A 19,404-nucleotide genomic window follows, 5' to 3' on the forward strand; every position below is an offset into this window, starting at 1 on the left:
AACGGTAGTTGCCCAATTTATTGGGCGCATTTAAAAACGCCGATAAATCGGCAACTACTTTTCTTCCCCATACGGATTATACTGGTCTTTATATCCCTTTAAAGGATAGTCCTTTCGCAGGGGAAACCCCTCCCAGTCATCAGGCATATATATCCTCTTAAGATTCGGATGCCCTTCAAATATAATTCCGAACATGTCGTATGCCTCCCGCTCTGCCCAATCCGCGCTATTCCAGAGAGAGGTAACAGAAGGGACAACCTCGCCATCTTCTACCTTAACCTTTAGCCCTAATCTGTGTTTTTTGGGGATTGAATAAAGGTGATATACAACCTCAAATCTCGGCCTTTGGGGAAAATAATCAACGGCTGCAATATCTGAAAGAAAATTGAATTGAAGTTCAGAATCCATTTTCAGGAATCCGCATATCTCTAATAAGCTGTCTTTCCTGATTAAGTGGGTTACTTCATCCCTGAATATGATGGTGTCAAGGATAGACGGGCCAAATCTTTCTTTTATATTTTTTATAAGGATTGAATCAGGAGCGATTGTCATTTATGCCTTTACCTCATATCTTGCAAATATTGACGGCATCTCTTTTTTTATCTTTTCCTGCAACTGTAAAAATCCGTATAAAAGCGCCTCAGGCCTTGGCGGACAACCTGGGATATAAACATCCACAGGTATAACAAGGTCTGTGCCCTGAACGACCGAATATGTATTATAAGGCCCGCCTGCCGATGCGCAGCCTCCCTGGGCAATAACCCACCTCGGCTCCGCCATCTGGTCGTACACCCTTTTAACAGCAGGCGCAATTTTTTTTGTCATGGTGCCTGCAATGATAATGACGTCACTCTGCCTTGGAGAAGGCCTGAAAACTATGCCAAGCCTGTCTGTGTCATAGCGGGAGCAGCCTGCCGCAATCATCTCTATTGCGCAGCACGCAAGGCCGAATGTCATGGGCCAGAGGGCAGACCTTCTCCCCCAGTTGACAACACTGTCAACAACAACATCAACCCCTGTAGTCTTTGCCAGAGCGGCTGCTGTCCTGCCTGTCAACTCTACAATATCATCAAGGGTTGTAAACTGCACAACCCCTTCTAATGGACTTTTTATTATACCCATTCCAGCGCCCCCTTTGCCCATGCGTATATGAGGCCAACAAGCAAGATGGCTATAAATATAAACATCTCCACGAATGCGGCCACCCCAAGTTCTTTAAGAACAACCGCCCACGAAAATAAATACAGGGTCTCTGCATCAAAGACTATAAACAGGATTGCTATAATAAAAAAGTGAACCTTAAAATGACCTGCGTTGGCGTCATCGCCAATAGGCTCCATGCCGCATTCCCACGGCGATAGTTTATCTTTATAAGGATTTTTTGGACTTAAAAGGTGATTTATAAATAGAATAGCAGAGGCAAGAAAAACAACAAAACCAACAATTACCAGGACAGGAAGATAAGATAAGAGCATTACCGGTTACCTCCGCATCAGCTTATTAATGATAAATAAAATAGCGTTGCAAACCATAAAACATCTGACATCCAATTGTCAAGAAAAAAGGTAAATATTGCAGAGGTAACATGATAAAGCCAAAGATACTTAAGCTATTTAGCAAGTTTGGAGGCTATTGTTGCAACATGTTTTCCCTGAAACCGAGCTCCTGCCAGTTCATTCTCGCTTGGCATCCGCTCCCCCTTCCCCCCGGCAATCGTAGAGGCGCCGTAGGGAGAACCGCCGGTAATCTCATCTATGCGCATCTGGCCCTGAAAGGTATATGGCAAACCCACAATAACCATCCCCTGATGGAGGAGTGTAGTATGGAAACTGAGGATGGTAGATTCCTGGCCGCCGTGCTGTGTAGCGGAACTTGTAAATACACTCCCAACCTTGCCGACAAGCGCGCCATTTAACCAGAGCTGGCCTGTAGCATCAAGAAACTGGCGCATCTGCCCGCACATATTTCCAAACCGCGTCGGCGTGCCAAAGATGATCGCATCAGCGGAAGATAGCTCATCTACAGTACATACAGGAATATGCACAAAGCTTTTTTGAGCCTCTATTGCCCCCATTTTTTTAAGCGCATCTTCCGGCAGTGTTTCCGGCACACGGCGCATCTCTACCTTTGCGCCATTGACTTCCTTAACCCCCTCTGCAACAGCCTCTGCCATACGATATATATGCCCATACATGGAATAGTAAACAATTAAGATTTTCATGATTTTACCCCCTTTTTTTATTTTTGCCTGATATAATCTCTTCTGTTAAAAACCTTGATGTTATAAGTTATAGCAGATATTTTTACAATAGCAAACCTTTATTAAAGATTAAGATTCTATTTCCCCGAGGGCCTTTATAGCATTGGCCTTGATGTTACCGGAGCCTTTTACAGCAAAATATATCAGGGCATCTTCTGCCTTTTTGTCGCCGATTTTCCCAAGCGCATCTATTGCCCTTTCCACAACACCGCTGTCATCGTTCTTAAGCATCAACATAATGGAATCCGTCAATCTGGGATCCCTGAAATCTCCAAGCGCCTCTATTGCAGCCCTTTTTATGACAGGGCTGTTGTCTGAAAGGCACTCTGTCAACGGAGAAATTAACCTGGCATCCCCCATACTGCCAAGAGCCCTTATTGATGCAGCCCTCACATCCTCAATCGGGTCTTTAACGGCCTTAAGGAGCAGTTGGATTACCTTTTGGCCCTTAAGCCTTCCGAGGGCATAAACAGCGCGGAGCTTTTCCACCTTTTCGCCCTGGTTTATAAGTTTTTCGATATTCTCCATCCGATCTCTGGTCTCAACCTTTTCCAGAGCCTCTGCTGCCAGCTTTCTTACAGCCTCATCAGTGTCTTTTAAAGACCTAACCAGCGCCTCTTTCCTCTTATCCATAATCTATTGCTACCAAATATTGCCTAAAGTTGCAAGGAATTATTTTCTTAATATTATTTTCTTAACAGGACTTGCTGTTCTTTAAAAGTTGTGCTAACTTTGAGACAGAGAAATACATGGCAAAGGTCAGGGCGCATCTCATCATAGAAGGCATTGTGCAGGGCGTCTTCTTCAGGGCACACACAAAGGAACAGGCAGACAGAAATTCTATACACGGCTGGGTCAGAAACAGGCCTGACGGCACAGTAGAGGCTGTTTTTGAAGAAGATGAAGAGCCTGTAAAAAAACTTATTGAGTGGTGTCATAACGGCCCTCCTGAGGCCGTGGTTAAAAATGTAAAGACAGATTGGGAAACATATAAAGGTGAGTTTAAAAATTTTATAGTGATCCATGGGGTGTAGATGATAAATACGGAAGTCAGGAGTCAGCAGGTAGCCGCAGGCTTTAGCCTGCGATTGCAACGCAATCTAAAGGTTGCGGCTACCTGCTTACTGCTTACTGTTTTAACAGGCTGCGCATCTACAAAAGGCCATCCATTTCTTACGCCGCTGCCGACCACGCTGCCAGGATACAGTATTACAGAACAAAATATAGTATTCAGCAATAATGATGTAAAGGTCAGCATCTCTCCGCTTAATTCATCGGAAACTAAAAAATTACTCACAGGCAAAGATGCGAATAATCCTTTGATAGAGATACTAACCCAACCGGGATATTTTGTATTTTTATTAGACATAGAAAACTCTTCAAAGGCAAAGGTAATGTATAACCCGTCGCTCACAACATTATTTGACAACAATATGGGGCTGCATAAACCTTTAGATTATACAGACCTGTATACCCTTCTTGGGAATTTACCTAATCCCGAGACTACGATTAACGTCATAAAGGATATAATCTATGACCTTACCATCACCCTCGCCCCAGGACAGCGGACATCGCGTCTTTTGCTCTTTTCCGGTATTGATGAAGAAGCAAGCGAGGCAGCAATAACCATGAAAGAGATTTATATAGGCACATCAACAATAGCGCTATCGTTTGGATTTAAAATTACAGAGGAATCCAAGGAAGCATCCAAATGACAAATTTATTTACGGCATCCTTTCCTTCACCTTTTCTTTGGCCTTTTCCAAGACCTTATCGCCAACATCCTTAACGCCCTTTTCATACTGTTTAAGCCCCTCGCCGGCCTGCTCTGTTTTTTTGCCAAAGGCCTTTAGGTAGTCTGCGCCGCCAAAGTAGATAAACAGGTATAATAATATGACCCCGATAAATATGCCGAGGGTTATCTGCATTGCCTTTTTTATCATTCTTTCTCCTCCTTCAATTTCAACGTTTCTTTATAAACCTCTCTTTTGGGGATTCCCCTTTGTTCAGCTATTATTTTAGCTATTTCTTTAAGGGGCAGCCCCAGTTCTTTTTGCAGGATTTTAATCTCGTCAATCAGGGAAAGTTCTTGTTCGGCCTTAAACTCTTTAAGATTAAGGAGAAGGGTTATTTCCCCTTTCATCTCTCTGCCTCTTAATCCTTCCAATACAGAAATCACCTTTCCCCTTATAATCTCTTCATGGAGTTTAGTCATCTCTCTTGCAACTACCACACTAATATTGCCCAATATACTATTTATATCAGCCAATGACTCCAAAAGCCTTTTCGGCGACTCATAAAGCACAATGGTTTTTTTCATCCCTTTAAGACTTGCAAGAAATCTTCGCCTTTCCCCAGACTTTGACGGGATAAAGCCCTCAAAGCAAAAACTATCCGTAGGCAGACCGGCAGCGCTTAATGCGGCTATAATTGCAGATGGGCCTGGTATTGAAACAACAGGGATGGAATTTTCAATTGCCAGTTTTACAAGCCTGTAACCGGGGTCAGATACCCCTGGCGTTCCTGCGTCAGATACAAGGGCTACATCCTTTCCCTCTTTAAGCTGTGATATGAGTTGCTCTGCCTTTTTAATCTCATTGTGCTCGAAATAGCTTGTAAGCGGTTTAGCTATACCGTAATGGTTGAGAAGCTTTTTCGTATGCCTCGTGTCTTCAGCGGCTATTATATCCACCTCTTTCAAGACCCTGAGCGCCCTCAATGTTATATCTTCAAGATTTCCTATCGGCGTGGCAACTATAAAAAGAGTTTTCATATCTCCTAAACCCTATCTGCTAATGATGTAATTCCTTTACCAATTTCCGATATTCATCTTCGCCTTTCAAAAAATTTATTATCTTTACACCCATTCCAGCCTTCTTAATAATATTTATCATATTGGATGGAACAGCCTTTGCCCACATAACCCTGCCATGAAACTCTACAACACCGCAGCCGGGTATATGAATCTCTACGGCAACAACAGAACCCGGCGTATATACCTTAACGCTCTTTAAAAATATCCCTGTATTGGAAATATCCACTGTAAAACCGTGAAATACCGGCTTATCAGTTCCAAACAGCACATTCATTCTCTTTAAATGTCTATTAATAACCTTCTTTTCAGCTATCTGTTATCCTTTCAGCAAAAGGCGCATAAAACAAATTTATCAGGTTAACCTCCATAACTAAAGTAAAAAATTATCCTTTTCTCTCAAAAAAACGCGCCGCAAGGATTGTCATTCCAACTGAGAACAGCGCCAGTAAACCTATGTCAAGGAAGAGGGGAAATTCAGCGCCAAATGCAGTGTTGTTTTTGAATAATACATGCTTAAAGGCATCAATGCCGTAGGAGAGCGGGTTTATAAGCGTAAAATAATGAAGGGCAGGAGGGAGGGCGTTCATGGGATAAAGTGCGCCGCTTAAAAAAAACATGGGCAGGACTATAAAATTCATAATCACATTAAAACCTTCAAGGGATGTGAGGAATGCAGATATAAAAAGCCCCAGGGCGGTTATGGCAACGCTCAAAAGGGTCATGAAAAACAGCATTGCAAGAAATTCCACAAGATTCATATTAAGGCCTAAAAACGGCAAAAAAACAAGCAAGGCAGCGCCCTGAAGCACGGAAAGCGCGGCGCCGCTTAAGAGTTTGCCTATCACAATGGTAGTCCGTGATATGGGCGCAACAAGCATCTCCCTTAAAAATCCAAACTCCCTGTCCCACACAACAGATATGCTGGAAAATATAGAGCTAAAAAGTATTGTCATGCCGATAATGCCAGGCAGCAAAAATTGCCTATAGTTCATACCTGCGGGAATATTGACAAGCCGGGTAAAACCTGCCCCCACTACAAACAGCCATAGGATAGGGCGGGCAAAGGTAACGATCAGTCTCCCGCGCTGGCGGAAAAACCGCTTAAACTCCCTGCTTACAATTACATATATTGCTTTATAAGAAAACATGGTTAGCCCTTTTTCCTTCTGAGCCTTAAGGTCTCTCCGCCCCTGCTGCTGTTATTATCTTCCCTTATCTCCCTGCCTGTAAGGTGCATGAAGACATCATCAAGCGTAGGTTTTTTCAGATTCACGGAAAAGACAGCCGTTTTGAGGCCGTTAAAAATCTTCGGGATGAATTTGTCGCCTGCCTCCACATTAAAACAGATGCTGTCGTGTAGTTTTATGGCCTTTATACCAAAGTTTTTTTCTATCTCTGCGCCGGCAGCGTTATCATCCTCTGTTTTCAGATAAATGGTATCGCCCTTTATCATCTTTTTAAGTTCTTCAGGCGTGCCGCAGGCAATTATCTTCCCGTGGTCTATAATGGCTATCCTGTCGCACACCTCTGCCTCGTCCATATAATGCGTTGTAAGAAATACTGTTATACCCTCTTTTTTGCGCCAGTTATTTATAAATTCCCAGACATGCGCCCTTGTCTGAGGATCAAGGCCGAGGGTCGGCTCATCAAGGAATAAAACCTTTGGATGATGCAGAAGCCCCCGCGCTATTTCAAGGCGCCTCTTCATGCCCCCGGAAAACCTTTTTACAAGGTCATCCTTCCTGTCATAAAGACCCACAATATGGAGTATAGCCTCTATCCTCTCTTCTGCCTTTGCCTTCTCCATATTGTAAAGGTAGCAGTGAAACTTGAGATTTTCATACGCTGTCAGCTCGTTATCAAGGGTGATGTCCTGAAACACCAACCCAATGGATGAGCGAACTTTGGGCGGCTGTTTCAGGCAGTCAAAACCATTGACCTCAGCCTTTCCCGATGTTTGGGCCAGAAGTGTGCAGAGTATGTTTATGGTTGTTGTCTTCCCAGCGCCATTAGGCCCGAGAAATCCAAAGAATTCGCCCTCATTTACAGTAAATGATATGCCGTTTACGGCTGTAAGGCCGTTATATCTTTTTACAAGGTCTGTAACTTCGATAATTGACATAAAATTTTATGCGGCGACAAACCAATCCGCCAGCAGCTCCGCCTGCTTCAGAACCGTATCAATAGCCTTTTGCTGCACGTCCGGAGGGTAACCGTATTTGGTTAATGTTCTTTTCACCAGCACCATCAGCTTTGCCCTTGCGCTTTCCCGAATCGTCCAATCTATAGTTGCATTAGCCTTTACCTTTTCCGCCACTTCGATTGCAATAATTCTCAATTTTTCATCCCCTAAGATTTCAACCGCCGACTTGTTTTCCGCAAGCGCATCATAGAAAGCCAGCTCCTCTGTTGATAAGTTCAGATTCTTTTCTCTTTCGTCATGCTCCCTTATTTTTTTGGCGACTTCATCAACAAGGAACTGTATGATTTCCGCTGTTGTAAGCAATCCGTTATTGTATTTCTTGATTGCTGTTTCAAGCATCTCAAGTAATGCCTTGCCTTTTACAAGATTGGTTCTTGAACGGCTTCGGATTTCATCATTTAATATTTTCTTCAATAATTCAAGGGCAAGGTTCTGATGCTTCATTCCCTTTATTTCCAGCAAAAATTCCTCTGACAGAATAGATATCTCCGGCTTCTTAATCCCAGCCGCATCAAAAATATCAATTACCTGCCCGGAACTCAATGCCTCATCAACTATCTGCTTTATGGCCGTTTCAATATCTATATCCGACCTGCCTGTGCCGCTGACGACAAACTTTACAAGCCTTGCCTTTACTGCCTGAAAGAATGCGACTTCCTCTTTAACCACCAATGCCTTTTCATGCGGTATAGAGAGAACAAATGCCTGACTTAACAATGTTACCTCACGAACAAAACGGTTCTTGCCGTCTTCCAAACCTAATATATGCTCTTCTGCCTGTAAGATGATAGACAGTTTTTCTTTTGGGGCTGCAGAAAAGAAACGCTTATAATTAAAGCCTGTTCCGGGATAGTCGGCATAATAAGCAGAGGGTTCTGCAATCATAATTGCTTTTTTTGTTTTGCTTTCTTCAAATAAAAGCTGGCGCACTACTTCCAATTTCTCCAGCATCGCTGCAACTGCCTTTTCCTGCCCTTCTGCCGGGTCGCCCTTGCCGCCTGAATCGGAATAGAAGGCCAATGCTTTTTTGAGGTCTGATGCAATGCCTAAATAATCTACAACCAAGCCGCCGGGCTTATCTTTAAATATCCTGTTCACCCTTGCTATTGCTTGCATCAGGGTATGGCCTCTCATGGGCTTATCAATATACATTGTATGCAGACACGGCACATCAAATCCTGTGAGCCACATATCCCGGACAATAACGAGCTTCATCGTGTCTGCAGGGTCTTTCATTCTGTCGGATAAAACCCTGCGCTGTGCTTTTGTCGTGTGCTTCTTCTGCATAACAGGGCCGTCCGCGCTGGATGCGGTCATTACAACCTTGATTACGCCTTTTGTCAGATCGTCATTATGCCAGTCAGGTCTCAGCCTGATAATTTCATTGTAGAGGTCAACGGCAATCCTTCTGCTCATAGCCACAATCATGCCCTTGCCGTCAAATACAGCCTGCCGCTGCTCAAAATGGGTAACAATATCCTTGGCTAAGTTTCTTACTCTTTCTTTATTTCCTACAATCGCCTCAAGTTTCGTCCACTTTGCTTTGGCTCTCTGCTTGTCGGTTATTTCTCCATCTTCTTCAAGTTCTTTGTCAAACTCTTCAATCAACCGTCTGCCTTCTTCATCCAGATTCACCTTTGCCAAACGGCTCTCGTAATAAATCTTGACGGTTGCGCCGTCGGCAACTGATTGTGAAATATCGTATATATCAACATACTGGCCGAACACCGCCGGGGTGTTTATGTCTGCGCTCTCAATGGGCGTGCCTGTGAATCCGATATATGTGGCATTGGGCAGCGCATCCCTCATATACTTGGCAAAACCGTAGGCTATCCGTTTGGCGACAACCTCTTTGGTCTCTTTGTCCTTTTCATCGATCAGTTTTGCCTCAAACCCATATTGAGTCCGATGGGCTTCGTCAGCGATAACAACTATATTTGTTCTGTCCGAAAGCCTGTCGTATTCCGCCCTGCCTGCCTCAGGCAAAAATTTCTGAATAGTGGTAAACACAATTCCGCCGGATGCAACCTTTAAAAGTTCTTTTAAATGTTCACGGTCTTTTGCCTGAACCGGCTCTTGCCTGAGCAATTGCTTTGATGCTGCGAAGGTTTCAAACAACTGGTCGTCCAAATCATTGCGGTCTGTGATAACTACAACAGTTGGATTGTTAAGACTCAATACCAGTTTGCCTGTGTAAAAAACCATTGAAATGGATTTGCCGCTGCCCTGTGTATGCCACACAACGCCGCCCTTGCGGTTTCCATCAGTGGAAGCAGCCTTGAGGGTGTTTTCTACTGCCTTATTCACCGCATAGTATTGATGGTATGCAGATAGTTTCTTTTCAGTTTCAACTTTTATAATACCGGTCTTGGGGTCTTCTTTTTTTGATTTCTCAAAAACGATAAAATTGCGGACAAGGTCTAATAATGTAGCGGGGTTCAACATTCCTTTTATCAGAATTTCTATTTGTGGAATAAACCGTGATGCCTCTTTTTTGCCGTCTGCGGACTTCCATGTCATATAACGGCTGAACCCTGCTGAAAGACTCCCTGCCTTACATTCCATACCATCGGAGATTACACAAACGGCATTGTAGGTGAAAAGGCTCGGTATGGTAGCCTTGTAAGTCTGTATCTGGTCAAAGGCTTTCCTTATGGTGGCATTTTCATCCGCCGCATTCTTCAATTCAATCACAACTAACGGAATGCCATTGATAAAAAGCAAAATATCGGGACGCTTGTTTTGATTGTTCTCAATGATTGTGTATTGATTGACGGCTAAGAATTCATTATTCAGAGGATTGTCAAAATCAATCAGACTAACCTCATAGCTTCTTTCATAACCGTCCTGCTGATAAGGGATTTTTATTTTCTCAATCAAAAACTGGTGAAAGGTCTCGTTGTTGTGCAGCAGGTCAGGCGAATAAATACGCAATACCTTTTGAATAGCCTGTTCCTGTGCATCGGCTGGAATATCGGGGTTTAACCTTGCAATAGCTTTGCGTAAGCGATGCGTTAAAATGATTTGTTCAAAACTTTCCCTTTCCGAGTGCTCTGCGCCCGGGGCAATAGCGAGGCCGTGAACATACTCCCAGCCCAGAGACTGGAGCGTTTCTATGGCAAAGGTTTCTATGTTGTTTTCAGTGATTTTGGTCATTTTGTTTTTCTGGCCTGTACCCGCGCCTTATATAGCCTTTCTGTAAAACCGCCTTCTTCAAGAAATTGCTGTTCCAGCCTCCGAAGCTGCCGCCCAAGGAGATAACTGGCTTGGTTTATCAGGCAAATAAGAGTGTTTGCCGCAACCTCTGGTGAAGCCGCTTTCAAAGAATACCTGTCTGCGTCCGCACAGGCAGAAGGGTCTGACCTGTCAGACATGTCCGACTTGTCTGACTGATAATTCCTTCGCACTGCCATAGCCTCTGGTGAATCCTTAGCCCAGATGCGCAAACCCTTCTGACGAAGAAAAGCCTGATAATCCAGCAACAATTCTTCAAGACTTGCCCGGGCAACGCCAGTCAGTTTGAGTTCTGTTTTTTTTGAGGTTGCAGACGCCATACTACCTTCAGCAATGTTCTGCACCCCGCTTCGCGCCGCCTGCACCATCTGGTCATGCGTGCGCGAACGCCTGTCAATAAAGCGGTCACAGAACGACACCGTAGCGTCATAGACAAGTTCCGCCGTCTGGTAGGATCTCAGATTGCGGTATCCGCCGTGAGGCGGGATGAGGGAAGGTTTTGGTTTCTGGTTTTTGTTATTCATTTTCTGTTCTTGTACATCTTGTATATCTCATGCGGCTAATTTTCAACTGACACTATTAGCTCTAAAAACGTATTCCCAAGAGCCCACCCGCTTCTGTGGCATCAGTGAACGTCTGACGAATATAATCATCAAATTTAAAATCAGCACTGAAATCATTAGTGGGTATCGCATCGGAATTCATCGTGCATATGTACTGAAAATTTAGCCTTGCCGATTCTTTTGCCGCAAGTTCAAGAGCTAACGCCTTTTGCCTTTCATCAACATCAGCAAAAATTATGCTGTCATGGATTAGGAAGCGTGGCGCAAATCCTTTTTCAGACCAAATCTGTGCAAGCATAAGGTCATAACAGTATATTTTCATATTGCCAATGCCGTGACTTCCTGAGCGTTCTATATTTACACCGAACTTAAGACCGGTCTTTGTAACATCAATTGAGAGTGTACCAGGGGCTTCATAGAGTGCTTGTGAGTTAGAATTAAACAGGAGAATAGCTTTTTCTTTTTGCGCCTTTCTTTCGGAAAGATCTGTGCTTAACTGTTGCTGAAGCAGTTCAATTTCTACGTTAAGCTCGCTCTTTCCTTGCTCAAATTTTCTCAAGTTTTCGATTCTTAACTCTAAATCTTTAAGTTGAGAAACGGTTTTTTGGTGGTGATTCTGCAACTGTGTATACTCTTCAAGTGCGCCATGCTCTTTCAAAACAAGCATTAATTCAGCCCTTTTTGAGGAGAGCCGCTGCTTTTCATTTTCTATCCGTCCGATGTTAGTTTTTATTCTTTCTATTTCTGCTTTCAGGAAATCCTTTCTATTGGTAACAACCTGCTTGTGGAAAGACAAAACATCATCAATTCTTTTCGTCACTAAGTTCGGTAAATGGAGTCCTGCTTCCTCATAGATTTTAATGACGCGCTCCGGTTTCACGTCGACTTCTTCATTAATGCTTGACTCATAGTGTTCAAGCAGTCTCTTGTCATTGATGTTTTCGTTAATAAGTTCATGTATTTTTCTGGTTATGTCGTTTGACTCTAACTCTATATTACTGTACTGCGGATGCACTTTGAATTTTTTTAAATCATCTTCTTCTTGCTTAGTTTGAGCTTCAAGCCTAACCTTAACCGCTTCAAGCTCTCCAATCGTTCCCATTAAATTAGCAAGAATTCCTGATTGTGCTTCCTGCTTAATCTGAGCAAGAATTTTCTCTCTATCTTTCAATACCTGTAACATAGAAACAAATTCCCAACCAAGGCCAAGAAGATATGCATTATTCACCTGAATATCCCACGTATGCTGTTGCTTGTACTGCTGAAATGGATTAAGAAAAGCACCTCTCTGACCGTTACGCCTGACAATATAAGAAATCAAACTTCTAAAAGTTGGTACGTATTTCATAGTGTCGTATGAAGGTTTAAGTCCAAACATCAATACGCCGAGTGTCTTATTCCAGTCATTTTTGGAAAGCATTTTGTTGCCTGTCTCAAGGTCGGCATCTGGTGGAATCGGCCATCCAGAACAGTCCCCTTCTATGATAATTTTATTTTGTTTGGTAGTGTTTCTGGTAACAGAATATTTTTTCCCTGCGATGTCAAGGTCTATGGTGAATGCCCAGTCATCCAATTCCTTCTTTGAAAGCGTTTCTCCTTTATTTGCACCCAAGCAAAAATGTATGATCTCGATAAGAGTGGACTTCCCAAGCCCGTTTCGTGAATCTTTTTTTGTGGACTCTTTTGTCCTTTCTGCAAGAATCACATTAAATCCTGGCTTCAAATCTATTTTTTTGAATGAAGGCTGATCGCTCTTCACGGAATATATCATTTACCAACCCTCCTCAAGAGACCTTCATTAAAATCAACAGCGCCTATTATAAATAAAAAATCAAGTCCTAAAGTAAACCGCTCGAAGCTATTAATCTCAGGCAGCGCGCGCGTGGCCGTCCATAAAGAAGTGACTGTTTTATCTGAATCAAGACATTTCAGAAGAACTGCACCTGCGCCGATTAGTGTGTTAGACAGCTTTAAGTGTTTTGATGGGAGAATCACTTTTCAAACACCTCACATTTTTCAAACAAATAGACAAGCACTGTCAGCCCCGCAGCTCTCTGTTTAAAATCAGTAGCGCCTGAAGATGCGAAATCCAAAAGTCCGTTAAATAGTTCATCGCCGCTCATCAATTCAGTATTTTTCAGTCGCTCATACTCCAATACAAAGCCCTGCGACAAACGATCACCAAATTCTATATCTGGGCATCTATTAACAAAATCAGCGACCTGTTTTACTTGAATCATTCCCATCATGATCATTTGCTCAATGTTATTAGAAAGGCCATTTTTCTGAATTTTATCCTTTGGAGGAATTAGGGTTAATGAGTCCTTTATACCTGCCTGACAAGACATGATATATTTTGTAACAATACTAAGCTCTGCAAAAGTCACATCTACAACGGCTTGTCCAGTCAGCTTATTTATCCATTCCTCATGGTCACTCTTAATGTTGTATAGTTTTTCAACACTATATTTATTTGGCTGATCATCTATTTTTTTATGGCATGATGGGCACACAAAAATGAGGTTGGGGTGTGTATTCCGTTCTATGTCAGACATGCTGGCATCATAGCGTGCAGCACCAGGCATTTCACCGTTGATGTGGGCCATCTCTGCAACAAGTGAAGCTAAATCAGTTGCTGTTCCGTCAATAACCAGGATTTTCCTACAATCAGGCAATGCACATCTATTGCCACTTTTAGTGCATAATATTTTCTGATCTTTAGTTTTTATTGTCCCACTCATCCTAGTACCCTAACATTCCCACTCATCAGCTTTGGCAATAGCGTATCGCGCAGTTTAGTGAGAGTGCTGCTTTGGATTTGATTTGTAAATATTTTTTCAAACATTGGATTTACTTTATCATCAAATTCTTTTATCAAAGTATCCGGTGGCAGCACAATATCAATATTTAAAAAATCACCTGTATTCAAATTGTCTGTTGCTGTTCCTCCACTTGCCATTGCTAACAATTCATCTTTCATGCTTAACATGTTCAGATATAGAAAATACCTGTAAATCTCTTTTGCTGGAATGATTGAATTAATCTGTTGGTTTGTCTGTGCAGTTTTGGCATTCATAATAACCAAGCCAACCGTTGCAATACAACTAACGCAAATAGATTTAGGTGGTAGTGTTTTGTTTGACTGCGATTTCAATCCCAATTCAGTTAAACTATCCTCACTATCAAAAACAAATGTATTTCCGTGCATATCAGGAATTTTTATAAATGGAATTTCTCCATCAAAGTAAGACGTAATTTTTTTTGATGGCGTTTTGCCACAAATGATTTTTCCTAACGTTCCAAGTTTCGTCACCTCCCAACTCTCCTCCGCCTCCTCCACAAACCACTGTCTGAAAAGCGTCTCCGCCAATGCCTCCAAGGTCTTGTTCTGGCGGTGCAGCAGGTCTATCTTGTCATCCAAACTGCTGAGGATTGAGGCGATGGATTTTTGTTCGGGGAGAGAAGGTAACTCTACTGAAATATGCTCAAAAGTTTCTCTTGTAATGGTATCGAAAACCGCACCATGTGTGTTATTAAGCAAAGAGGAAACATTGTCTTTAACCAGATAATAGAGATAGTCATTAAATGTGAGGTTTTCTTTAGTCGTTAATCCATAGCAAGATTGATTAAAGGCCATATCTTTGCCTAAGACTGCAAGAGCCCCAACAGTTCCTCTTGCTGAAATAATTATTTGCCCCTTCTTTAAGAGTTTTGTGCTACTTTCTTGTAATCCCTTTTTAGTTATCTTCTTTTCTGTATCAAATACTAATTTTCTACCGTTGTTAAAATCTACTACAGAAAGCCAAGGTATATCGCCATCCCAATACTCAGTCACAGTAGTCTTAGGCGTGCCACCGCCAATAATTTCCGCTATGTCGGCTAACTTATATTCCTTCCACTCACCCATTACCATCTGCCTCTTCATCCACACTGTTTAAATTGAATGCTTGCAATTTTCGGGCAATGGTTTTTGCGTCTGGCAAAATGTTTTTATAGCTTGCCGGCAGGGCGGGGCTGATGCTGTAAGTTGACACGCCAATAGGATGAACTGATTTCTTTAGGGCGTATTCCACAATGGTACGCTTTTTGTTTTTGCAGATAATAATACCAATGGAATCGTTTTCGCGGGGCAGCTTTATCTTGTCGTTCAGCAGATTAAGGTAAAACTCCATTTTGCCCTTGTATTCCGGCTTGAAATCTCCGATTTTAAGCTCTATGGCTACAAGGCATTGCAGCTCGCGATGATAAAGCAACAGGTCAATAAAAAAATCTTCCTCATCAACGGTAAGCCTGAACTGATTGCCGAGAAACGCAAAGCTATAGCCCATCTCACAAAGAAAGTTCCGGATATTTTTTATAAGCGCCTGTTCAAGCTGGTGTTCGGAGTGTTCGTCCGCCAGTTCCAGAAAATCAAAGGTGTAATGATCTTTTACCGCCAGCTTCGCCTGATGTCTAATGTTCTCAGGCACGGTCTTATCAAAATTTGTCTGATTCAGAAGATATTTTTCGTATGATTTGTTTTCTATTTGGTGTATGAGGACATTTTTTGACCAGCCGAACTTTTTCGTTGCCATGATATAGAACTGCCGCTCATGAGCATCTTTGCATTTCTCGAAAATAAGGACATTGTGTGACCATGCAATTTCTCGCACCAATGGTGCGAGTTTTGGCTTGTCGGCATACGTTTCATAAAATAATCTTGCCCTCCAAAGATTTGAAGACGAAAAACCGCCGATACCGGGAAATTCTTCCTGCAGGTCCTTCGCCAATTGAATAACAACCGATTTTCCCCAGCCGGTCTTCTTCTGTTTCTCTACAATGGATTTGCCGATGTCCCAATATAATGCGATCAGTTCCTTATTGACCGCTTTTAATGCCTCGTATTGTGCAGAACGGATTCTTTGTTTAATATCTGACAATAACTCCGCATATCCGATGGGGGTTATATTACTCATTTGCCCTCCAATCCCGTTTTAAGAGATAACGGGACAGGCTTAATTTTCGCAAGGTTTTCCTGTATTTTCTTGTTCAGCGCCGCTTCTTCGGCGATCTGTTTTTCCAATTCTGTTTTCAATGAAGTAAAACGTTCTTCAAAATTAAAATCATCTTCATCATCGGGCAAACCCACAAACCTGCCGGGTGTAACTACATAGTTCAATGCTTTTACTTCTTCAATACTTACGCTCTTGCAGAAACCCTGTATGTCCTCATATTCCTTCCCCTTGCCCCCTCCAGCGGGGGACAAACGCCAGTTGTGGTATGTGCTTGCCACCTTTGCAATATCCTCATCGGTAAATTCAAGGTTTTTTCGGGTCTTTAAAAAACCAAGGTTACGGGCATCAATAAACAGCATTTGCCGTTTGCGATTTTGTTTGTTGCGTCTGAGAAACCAAAGGCAGGCAGGTATCTGCGTATTCAAAAATAATTTGGATGGCAGGTTGACGATGCAGTCTATCAAATCGTTTTCAACCATTGCCTTGCGTATTTCGCCTTCATTATTGGTCTTGGTTGTCAGCGAACCCTTTGCCAATACAAAGCCTGCCTGTCCTGTAGGCGCAAGATGATAAAGAAAGTGTTGTATCCATGCGTAATTTGCATTATTCGGCGGAGGTGGTAGTCTTTGTCCCAGCACGCTCCAGCGGGCGTCATTTTGAAGCCGGTCGCCGCTCCAATCGCTGTCATTAAACGGCGGGTTTGCGATGATATAATCTGCCTTCAGGTCTTTGTGTGCGTCATTAAGAAAAGAGCCTTCGTTATTCCATTTCACATTACTGCTGTCTATATGGCGGATTGCGAGGTTCATCTTTGCCAATCGCCATGTAGTCTGGTTGCTTTCCTGCCCATAAATTGATATGCGGTCTGCCGGATTCAGGGATAATCCGTTGCGTTTTTTCTTGTAGTAATCACGGTGCGCCTCTACAAACTTCTCGCTCTGCACAAACATCCCGCCTGAGCCGCAGCATGGGTCAAATACCCTTCCTTCGTAAGGCTCAAGCATTTCAACAAGCAGTTTTACGACACTTCCCGGAGTGTAGAACTGCCCTCCCTTTTTTCCTTCAGCCAAGGCAAATTCACCAAGGAAGTATTCATAGACCTTACCGAGAACATCTTTGCTCCGCGCTTCCTTTGTCCCAATCGCCGCACTGCCTATTAGGTCAATCAATCCGCCGAGGCTTGCCTTGTCCAACTTCTCTTGCGCATAAACCTTTGGCAAGACCCCTCTGAGCGAAGGATTATCCTTTTCAATAGCATCCATTGCATTGTCAATATCTTTGCCAATGGTAGGAAGTTTTGCCCGCCCCTGCAACCAATCCCAGCGCGAAGAAGGTGGCACGTAGAAAACCTTTTCAGCGGTATATTCGTTCTTGTCTTCGGGGTCAGCGCCTTCGCTTTTCTGTGTGGTGAGTTTTTGATAAAGTTCTTCAAAGGCGTCAGAGATATATTTCAGGAAGATCAAGCCCAATACAATGTGCTTGTATTCAGCCGCATCCATGTTCTTCCGCAGCTTGTCGGCCGACTTCCAGAGCTTCTTTTCTAACGGCTCTTCCTGTATCTCTTTTTTATCATTTTTGGTTCTTGCCATTATGTAACCTGAATAACTGACATAACAATATGCCTATCCAAGCAGCAGCAGGATGAGAATGCCGAATATAATGCGGTAGTATGCAAACGCTGAAAAGTTATGTTTCGTAACAAAACCAAGGAATGCCTTTATAACCAGCAGGGCTGATAGAAATGCGATTATAAAACCAGTTGCAAAGACAGGGATGTCTCCTGCTGAAAGGTGTTTCAGGTTTTTAAGCAGGTCATACGATGTGGCTGCAAACATTGTGGGTATTGCAAGAAAGAATGAAAACTCTGTTGCTGTTTTTCTGTCAAGGCCGGCAACCAGCCCGCCCATGATTGTTGCCCCTGACCTTGAAACACCCGGGAACAGGGAAAATACCTGAGCAAAACCAATGCCCAATGCTGTGCGCAAAGATATATTTTCAATCTCCAAAACATGTGGAGCCTTTACAGTCCTTTCAATAATCAATATTACAAGGCCGCCGGCGATAAGCGCAGCGGCAACTGTGCGGGTATTGAAAAGATACAATTTTATCCATGAATGTGTTAAAAGGCCGATGATTGCCGCTGGCAGAAACGCAATGATGATATTGGCTGATAGCCTTCTGGATTTTCCGCTACCCAAATCCATGGCCATAAAGAAAAGCCTTTCCCTGTAAAGCCAGACCACTGCTATAATGGCGCCGAGTTGTATAAATATCTCAAAGGTATTCGCATTCTCCCCTGTGAATGAAAGGAGATTACCTGCCAGTATGAGATGACCTGTGGATGAGACGGGCAAAAATTCTGTAACACCCTCAACGATGCCAAGGACACATGCCTTTATAATATCAACAAATATAAAATCCCCCTTTTTACACTGAAAATACCGTTATATGTGAGCGTGATGCGTGAAAATCCTCCCTCTGTTGCGGGTTCAAGTTTGTAACTTGAACCCAAACAATTCGTATGCAGCACATACGAAATTTAGGGAGCAGGTTGCAAACCTGCTCCCGCAGAAAAGTTTAAATTGAAAACCCTAAATTTAATACTTCGACACATTCACCTCTTCCATCTTCCCTGTAGCCATAAAAACCACCCTCTCCGCAATGTTTGTTACCCTGTCTGCTATCCTTTCCAGGTTATGGGCAAGCCAGATGAGATATGTTGCGCCTTCAATCTTTTTGGGATTCTCTATCATAAGGAGGAGGAGTTCTCTGTATATCTGGTCATAAAGGGCGTCAACCTCATCATCCTCATCGCATATAGCCCTGGCTGTCTTTGCGTCGCGGTTTATAAATGCCTTAAGAACCCTGTCCAGCATGGACAAGCCCTTCTCGGACATCCGTGGGACATCTATGAGCGGTTTTACGAGGGGTTCGCTTCCTATCAATAAATTTATCTTTGCATTTCCCTCCGCGTGGTCGCCGATTCTCTCAAGGTCTGTAATGATGCTCAATATGGCGGCGATTGTCCTTAAGTCAATTGCCATTGGCTGCTGGGTTGCAATCATATGAAGGCATCTTTCTTCTATCTCAAACCTTTTTTTGTTTATCAAAAGGTCGTTCTTTATAATCTCCTTTGACATCTCAAAGTCCCTTTTTTTCAATGCCTCTATGGAGTCTTTAATTGCCTTTGCCACCATCTCACCCATTACCATGAGTTCATTCTCAAGTTCTTCTAATGCCTTATGATATGCCACTCTGGTCATATAGCCTCCTCTTTGGCTGATAGCTCATAGCTCATGGCTGATAGCAAAGACTATGAACCATGAACTATGAGC

General features: G+C 42.9%; 21 protein-coding genes. 2 read left to right on the forward strand and 19 right to left on the reverse strand.

The genetic code is table 11. The annotated features are described in order from the left end of the window. Window positions 1-54: 54 nt before the first annotated feature. From Q8P28_10730 to Q8P28_10750, 5 genes are all read right to left on the reverse strand, one after another. Window positions 55-552, reverse strand: coding sequence for an NADH-quinone oxidoreductase subunit C (locus Q8P28_10730; GenBank protein MDP2683251.1), 498 nt, complete (start codon window positions 550-552; stop codon window positions 55-57). Beyond that, on the reverse strand, window positions 553-1,122 hold the full coding sequence (nuoB, locus tag Q8P28_10735) for an NADH-quinone oxidoreductase subunit NuoB (protein MDP2683252.1): 570 nt from the start codon (window positions 1,120-1,122) through the stop codon (window positions 553-555). Further along, complete coding sequence (locus Q8P28_10740; GenBank protein MDP2683253.1) at window positions 1,113-1,475, reverse strand: NADH-quinone oxidoreductase subunit A; 363 nt, start codon at window positions 1,473-1,475, stop codon at window positions 1,113-1,115. Before Q8P28_10740 ends, nuoB begins: the two co-directional genes overlap by 10 nt. Before the next feature lie 134 nt (window positions 1,476-1,609). Next, window positions 1,610-2,221 carry an NAD(P)H:quinone oxidoreductase gene (gene wrbA / locus Q8P28_10745; GenBank protein ID MDP2683254.1) on the reverse strand — a complete coding sequence of 204 codons (612 nt, stop codon included), beginning with the start codon at window positions 2,219-2,221 and terminating at the stop codon, window positions 1,610-1,612. Between the two features lie 108 nt (window positions 2,222-2,329). After that, window positions 2,330-2,893: a HEAT repeat domain-containing protein gene (locus Q8P28_10750; protein ID MDP2683255.1), complete on the reverse strand. Its 564-nt coding sequence runs from the start codon at window positions 2,891-2,893 to the stop codon at window positions 2,330-2,332. A gap of 116 nt (window positions 2,894-3,009) precedes the next feature. Here Q8P28_10750 and Q8P28_10755 point away from each other — a divergent pair, with 116 nt between their 5' ends. After that, window positions 3,010-3,294, forward strand: coding sequence for an acylphosphatase (locus Q8P28_10755; protein MDP2683256.1), 285 nt, complete (start codon window positions 3,010-3,012; stop codon window positions 3,292-3,294). Next, complete coding sequence (locus Q8P28_10760) at window positions 3,295-3,975, forward strand: hypothetical protein (GenBank protein MDP2683257.1); 681 nt, start codon at window positions 3,295-3,297, stop codon at window positions 3,973-3,975. A 9-nt stretch (window positions 3,976-3,984) separates the two neighbouring features. Here the strand turns inward: Q8P28_10760 and Q8P28_10765 are convergent, their stop codons facing one another. From Q8P28_10765 to phoU, 14 genes are all read right to left on the reverse strand, one after another. Continuing rightward, complete coding sequence (locus Q8P28_10765; protein ID MDP2683258.1) at window positions 3,985-4,203, reverse strand: hypothetical protein; 219 nt, start codon at window positions 4,201-4,203, stop codon at window positions 3,985-3,987. Then, a complete protein-coding gene (rsmI, locus tag Q8P28_10770) occupies window positions 4,200-5,033 on the reverse strand; it encodes a 16S rRNA (cytidine(1402)-2'-O)-methyltransferase (GenBank protein MDP2683259.1) in 834 nt (277 codons plus the stop codon). Before rsmI ends, Q8P28_10765 begins: the two co-directional genes overlap by 4 nt. A 19-nt stretch (window positions 5,034-5,052) precedes the next feature. Continuing rightward, complete coding sequence (locus tag Q8P28_10775; GenBank protein ID MDP2683260.1) at window positions 5,053-5,349, reverse strand: PilZ domain-containing protein; 297 nt, start codon at window positions 5,347-5,349, stop codon at window positions 5,053-5,055. Window positions 5,350-5,458: 109 nt separating this feature from the next. Continuing rightward, complete coding sequence (locus tag Q8P28_10780) at window positions 5,459-6,223, reverse strand: ABC transporter permease (GenBank protein ID MDP2683261.1); 765 nt, start codon at window positions 6,221-6,223, stop codon at window positions 5,459-5,461. A 2-nt stretch (window positions 6,224-6,225) separates the two neighbouring features. Beyond that, a complete protein-coding gene (locus Q8P28_10785; GenBank protein MDP2683262.1) occupies window positions 6,226-7,197 on the reverse strand; it encodes an ATP-binding cassette domain-containing protein in 972 nt (323 codons plus the stop codon). Between the two features lie 6 nt (window positions 7,198-7,203). Further along, complete coding sequence (locus Q8P28_10790; GenBank protein MDP2683263.1) at window positions 7,204-10,434, reverse strand: type I restriction endonuclease subunit R; 3,231 nt, start codon at window positions 10,432-10,434, stop codon at window positions 7,204-7,206. Further along, complete coding sequence (locus Q8P28_10795; GenBank protein ID MDP2683264.1) at window positions 10,431-11,036, reverse strand: four helix bundle suffix domain-containing protein; 606 nt, start codon at window positions 11,034-11,036, stop codon at window positions 10,431-10,433. Before Q8P28_10795 ends, Q8P28_10790 begins: the two co-directional genes overlap by 4 nt. A 61-nt stretch (window positions 11,037-11,097) precedes the next feature. After that, window positions 11,098-12,846: a DUF2326 domain-containing protein gene (locus tag Q8P28_10800; GenBank protein MDP2683265.1), complete on the reverse strand. Its 1,749-nt coding sequence runs from the start codon at window positions 12,844-12,846 to the stop codon at window positions 11,098-11,100. A 220-nt stretch (window positions 12,847-13,066) separates the two neighbouring features. Further along, the gene (locus Q8P28_10805) at window positions 13,067-13,816 is read right to left on the reverse strand and encodes an HNH endonuclease (GenBank protein ID MDP2683266.1); all 750 of its coding nucleotides are present in this window, start codon (window positions 13,814-13,816) and stop codon (window positions 13,067-13,069) included. Next, window positions 13,813-14,982: a restriction endonuclease subunit S gene (locus Q8P28_10810; GenBank protein MDP2683267.1), complete on the reverse strand. Its 1,170-nt coding sequence runs from the start codon at window positions 14,980-14,982 to the stop codon at window positions 13,813-13,815. The genes Q8P28_10805 and Q8P28_10810 overlap by 4 nt, the downstream gene beginning before the upstream one ends. Then, window positions 14,975-16,030 carry a PDDEXK nuclease domain-containing protein gene (locus Q8P28_10815; protein MDP2683268.1) on the reverse strand — a complete coding sequence of 352 codons (1,056 nt, stop codon included), beginning with the start codon at window positions 16,028-16,030 and terminating at the stop codon, window positions 14,975-14,977. The genes Q8P28_10810 and Q8P28_10815 overlap by 8 nt, the downstream gene beginning before the upstream one ends. Beyond that, window positions 16,027-17,658 carry a class I SAM-dependent DNA methyltransferase gene (locus Q8P28_10820; protein ID MDP2683269.1) on the reverse strand — a complete coding sequence of 544 codons (1,632 nt, stop codon included), beginning with the start codon at window positions 17,656-17,658 and terminating at the stop codon, window positions 16,027-16,029. The genes Q8P28_10815 and Q8P28_10820 overlap by 4 nt, the downstream gene beginning before the upstream one ends. A 33-nt stretch (window positions 17,659-17,691) precedes the next feature. Continuing rightward, a complete protein-coding gene (locus Q8P28_10825; protein MDP2683270.1) occupies window positions 17,692-18,483 on the reverse strand; it encodes an undecaprenyl-diphosphate phosphatase in 792 nt (263 codons plus the stop codon). A 183-nt stretch (window positions 18,484-18,666) separates the two neighbouring features. Further along, the gene (gene phoU, locus Q8P28_10830) at window positions 18,667-19,332 is read right to left on the reverse strand and encodes a phosphate signaling complex protein PhoU (GenBank protein MDP2683271.1); all 666 of its coding nucleotides are present in this window, start codon (window positions 19,330-19,332) and stop codon (window positions 18,667-18,669) included. Window positions 19,333-19,404: the final 72 nt, after the last annotated feature.

The organism is Deltaproteobacteria bacterium (genome assembly GCA_030690165.1).
Classification (GTDB): Bacteria; Desulfobacterota; GWC2-55-46; order UBA9637; family UBA9637; genus JACRNJ01.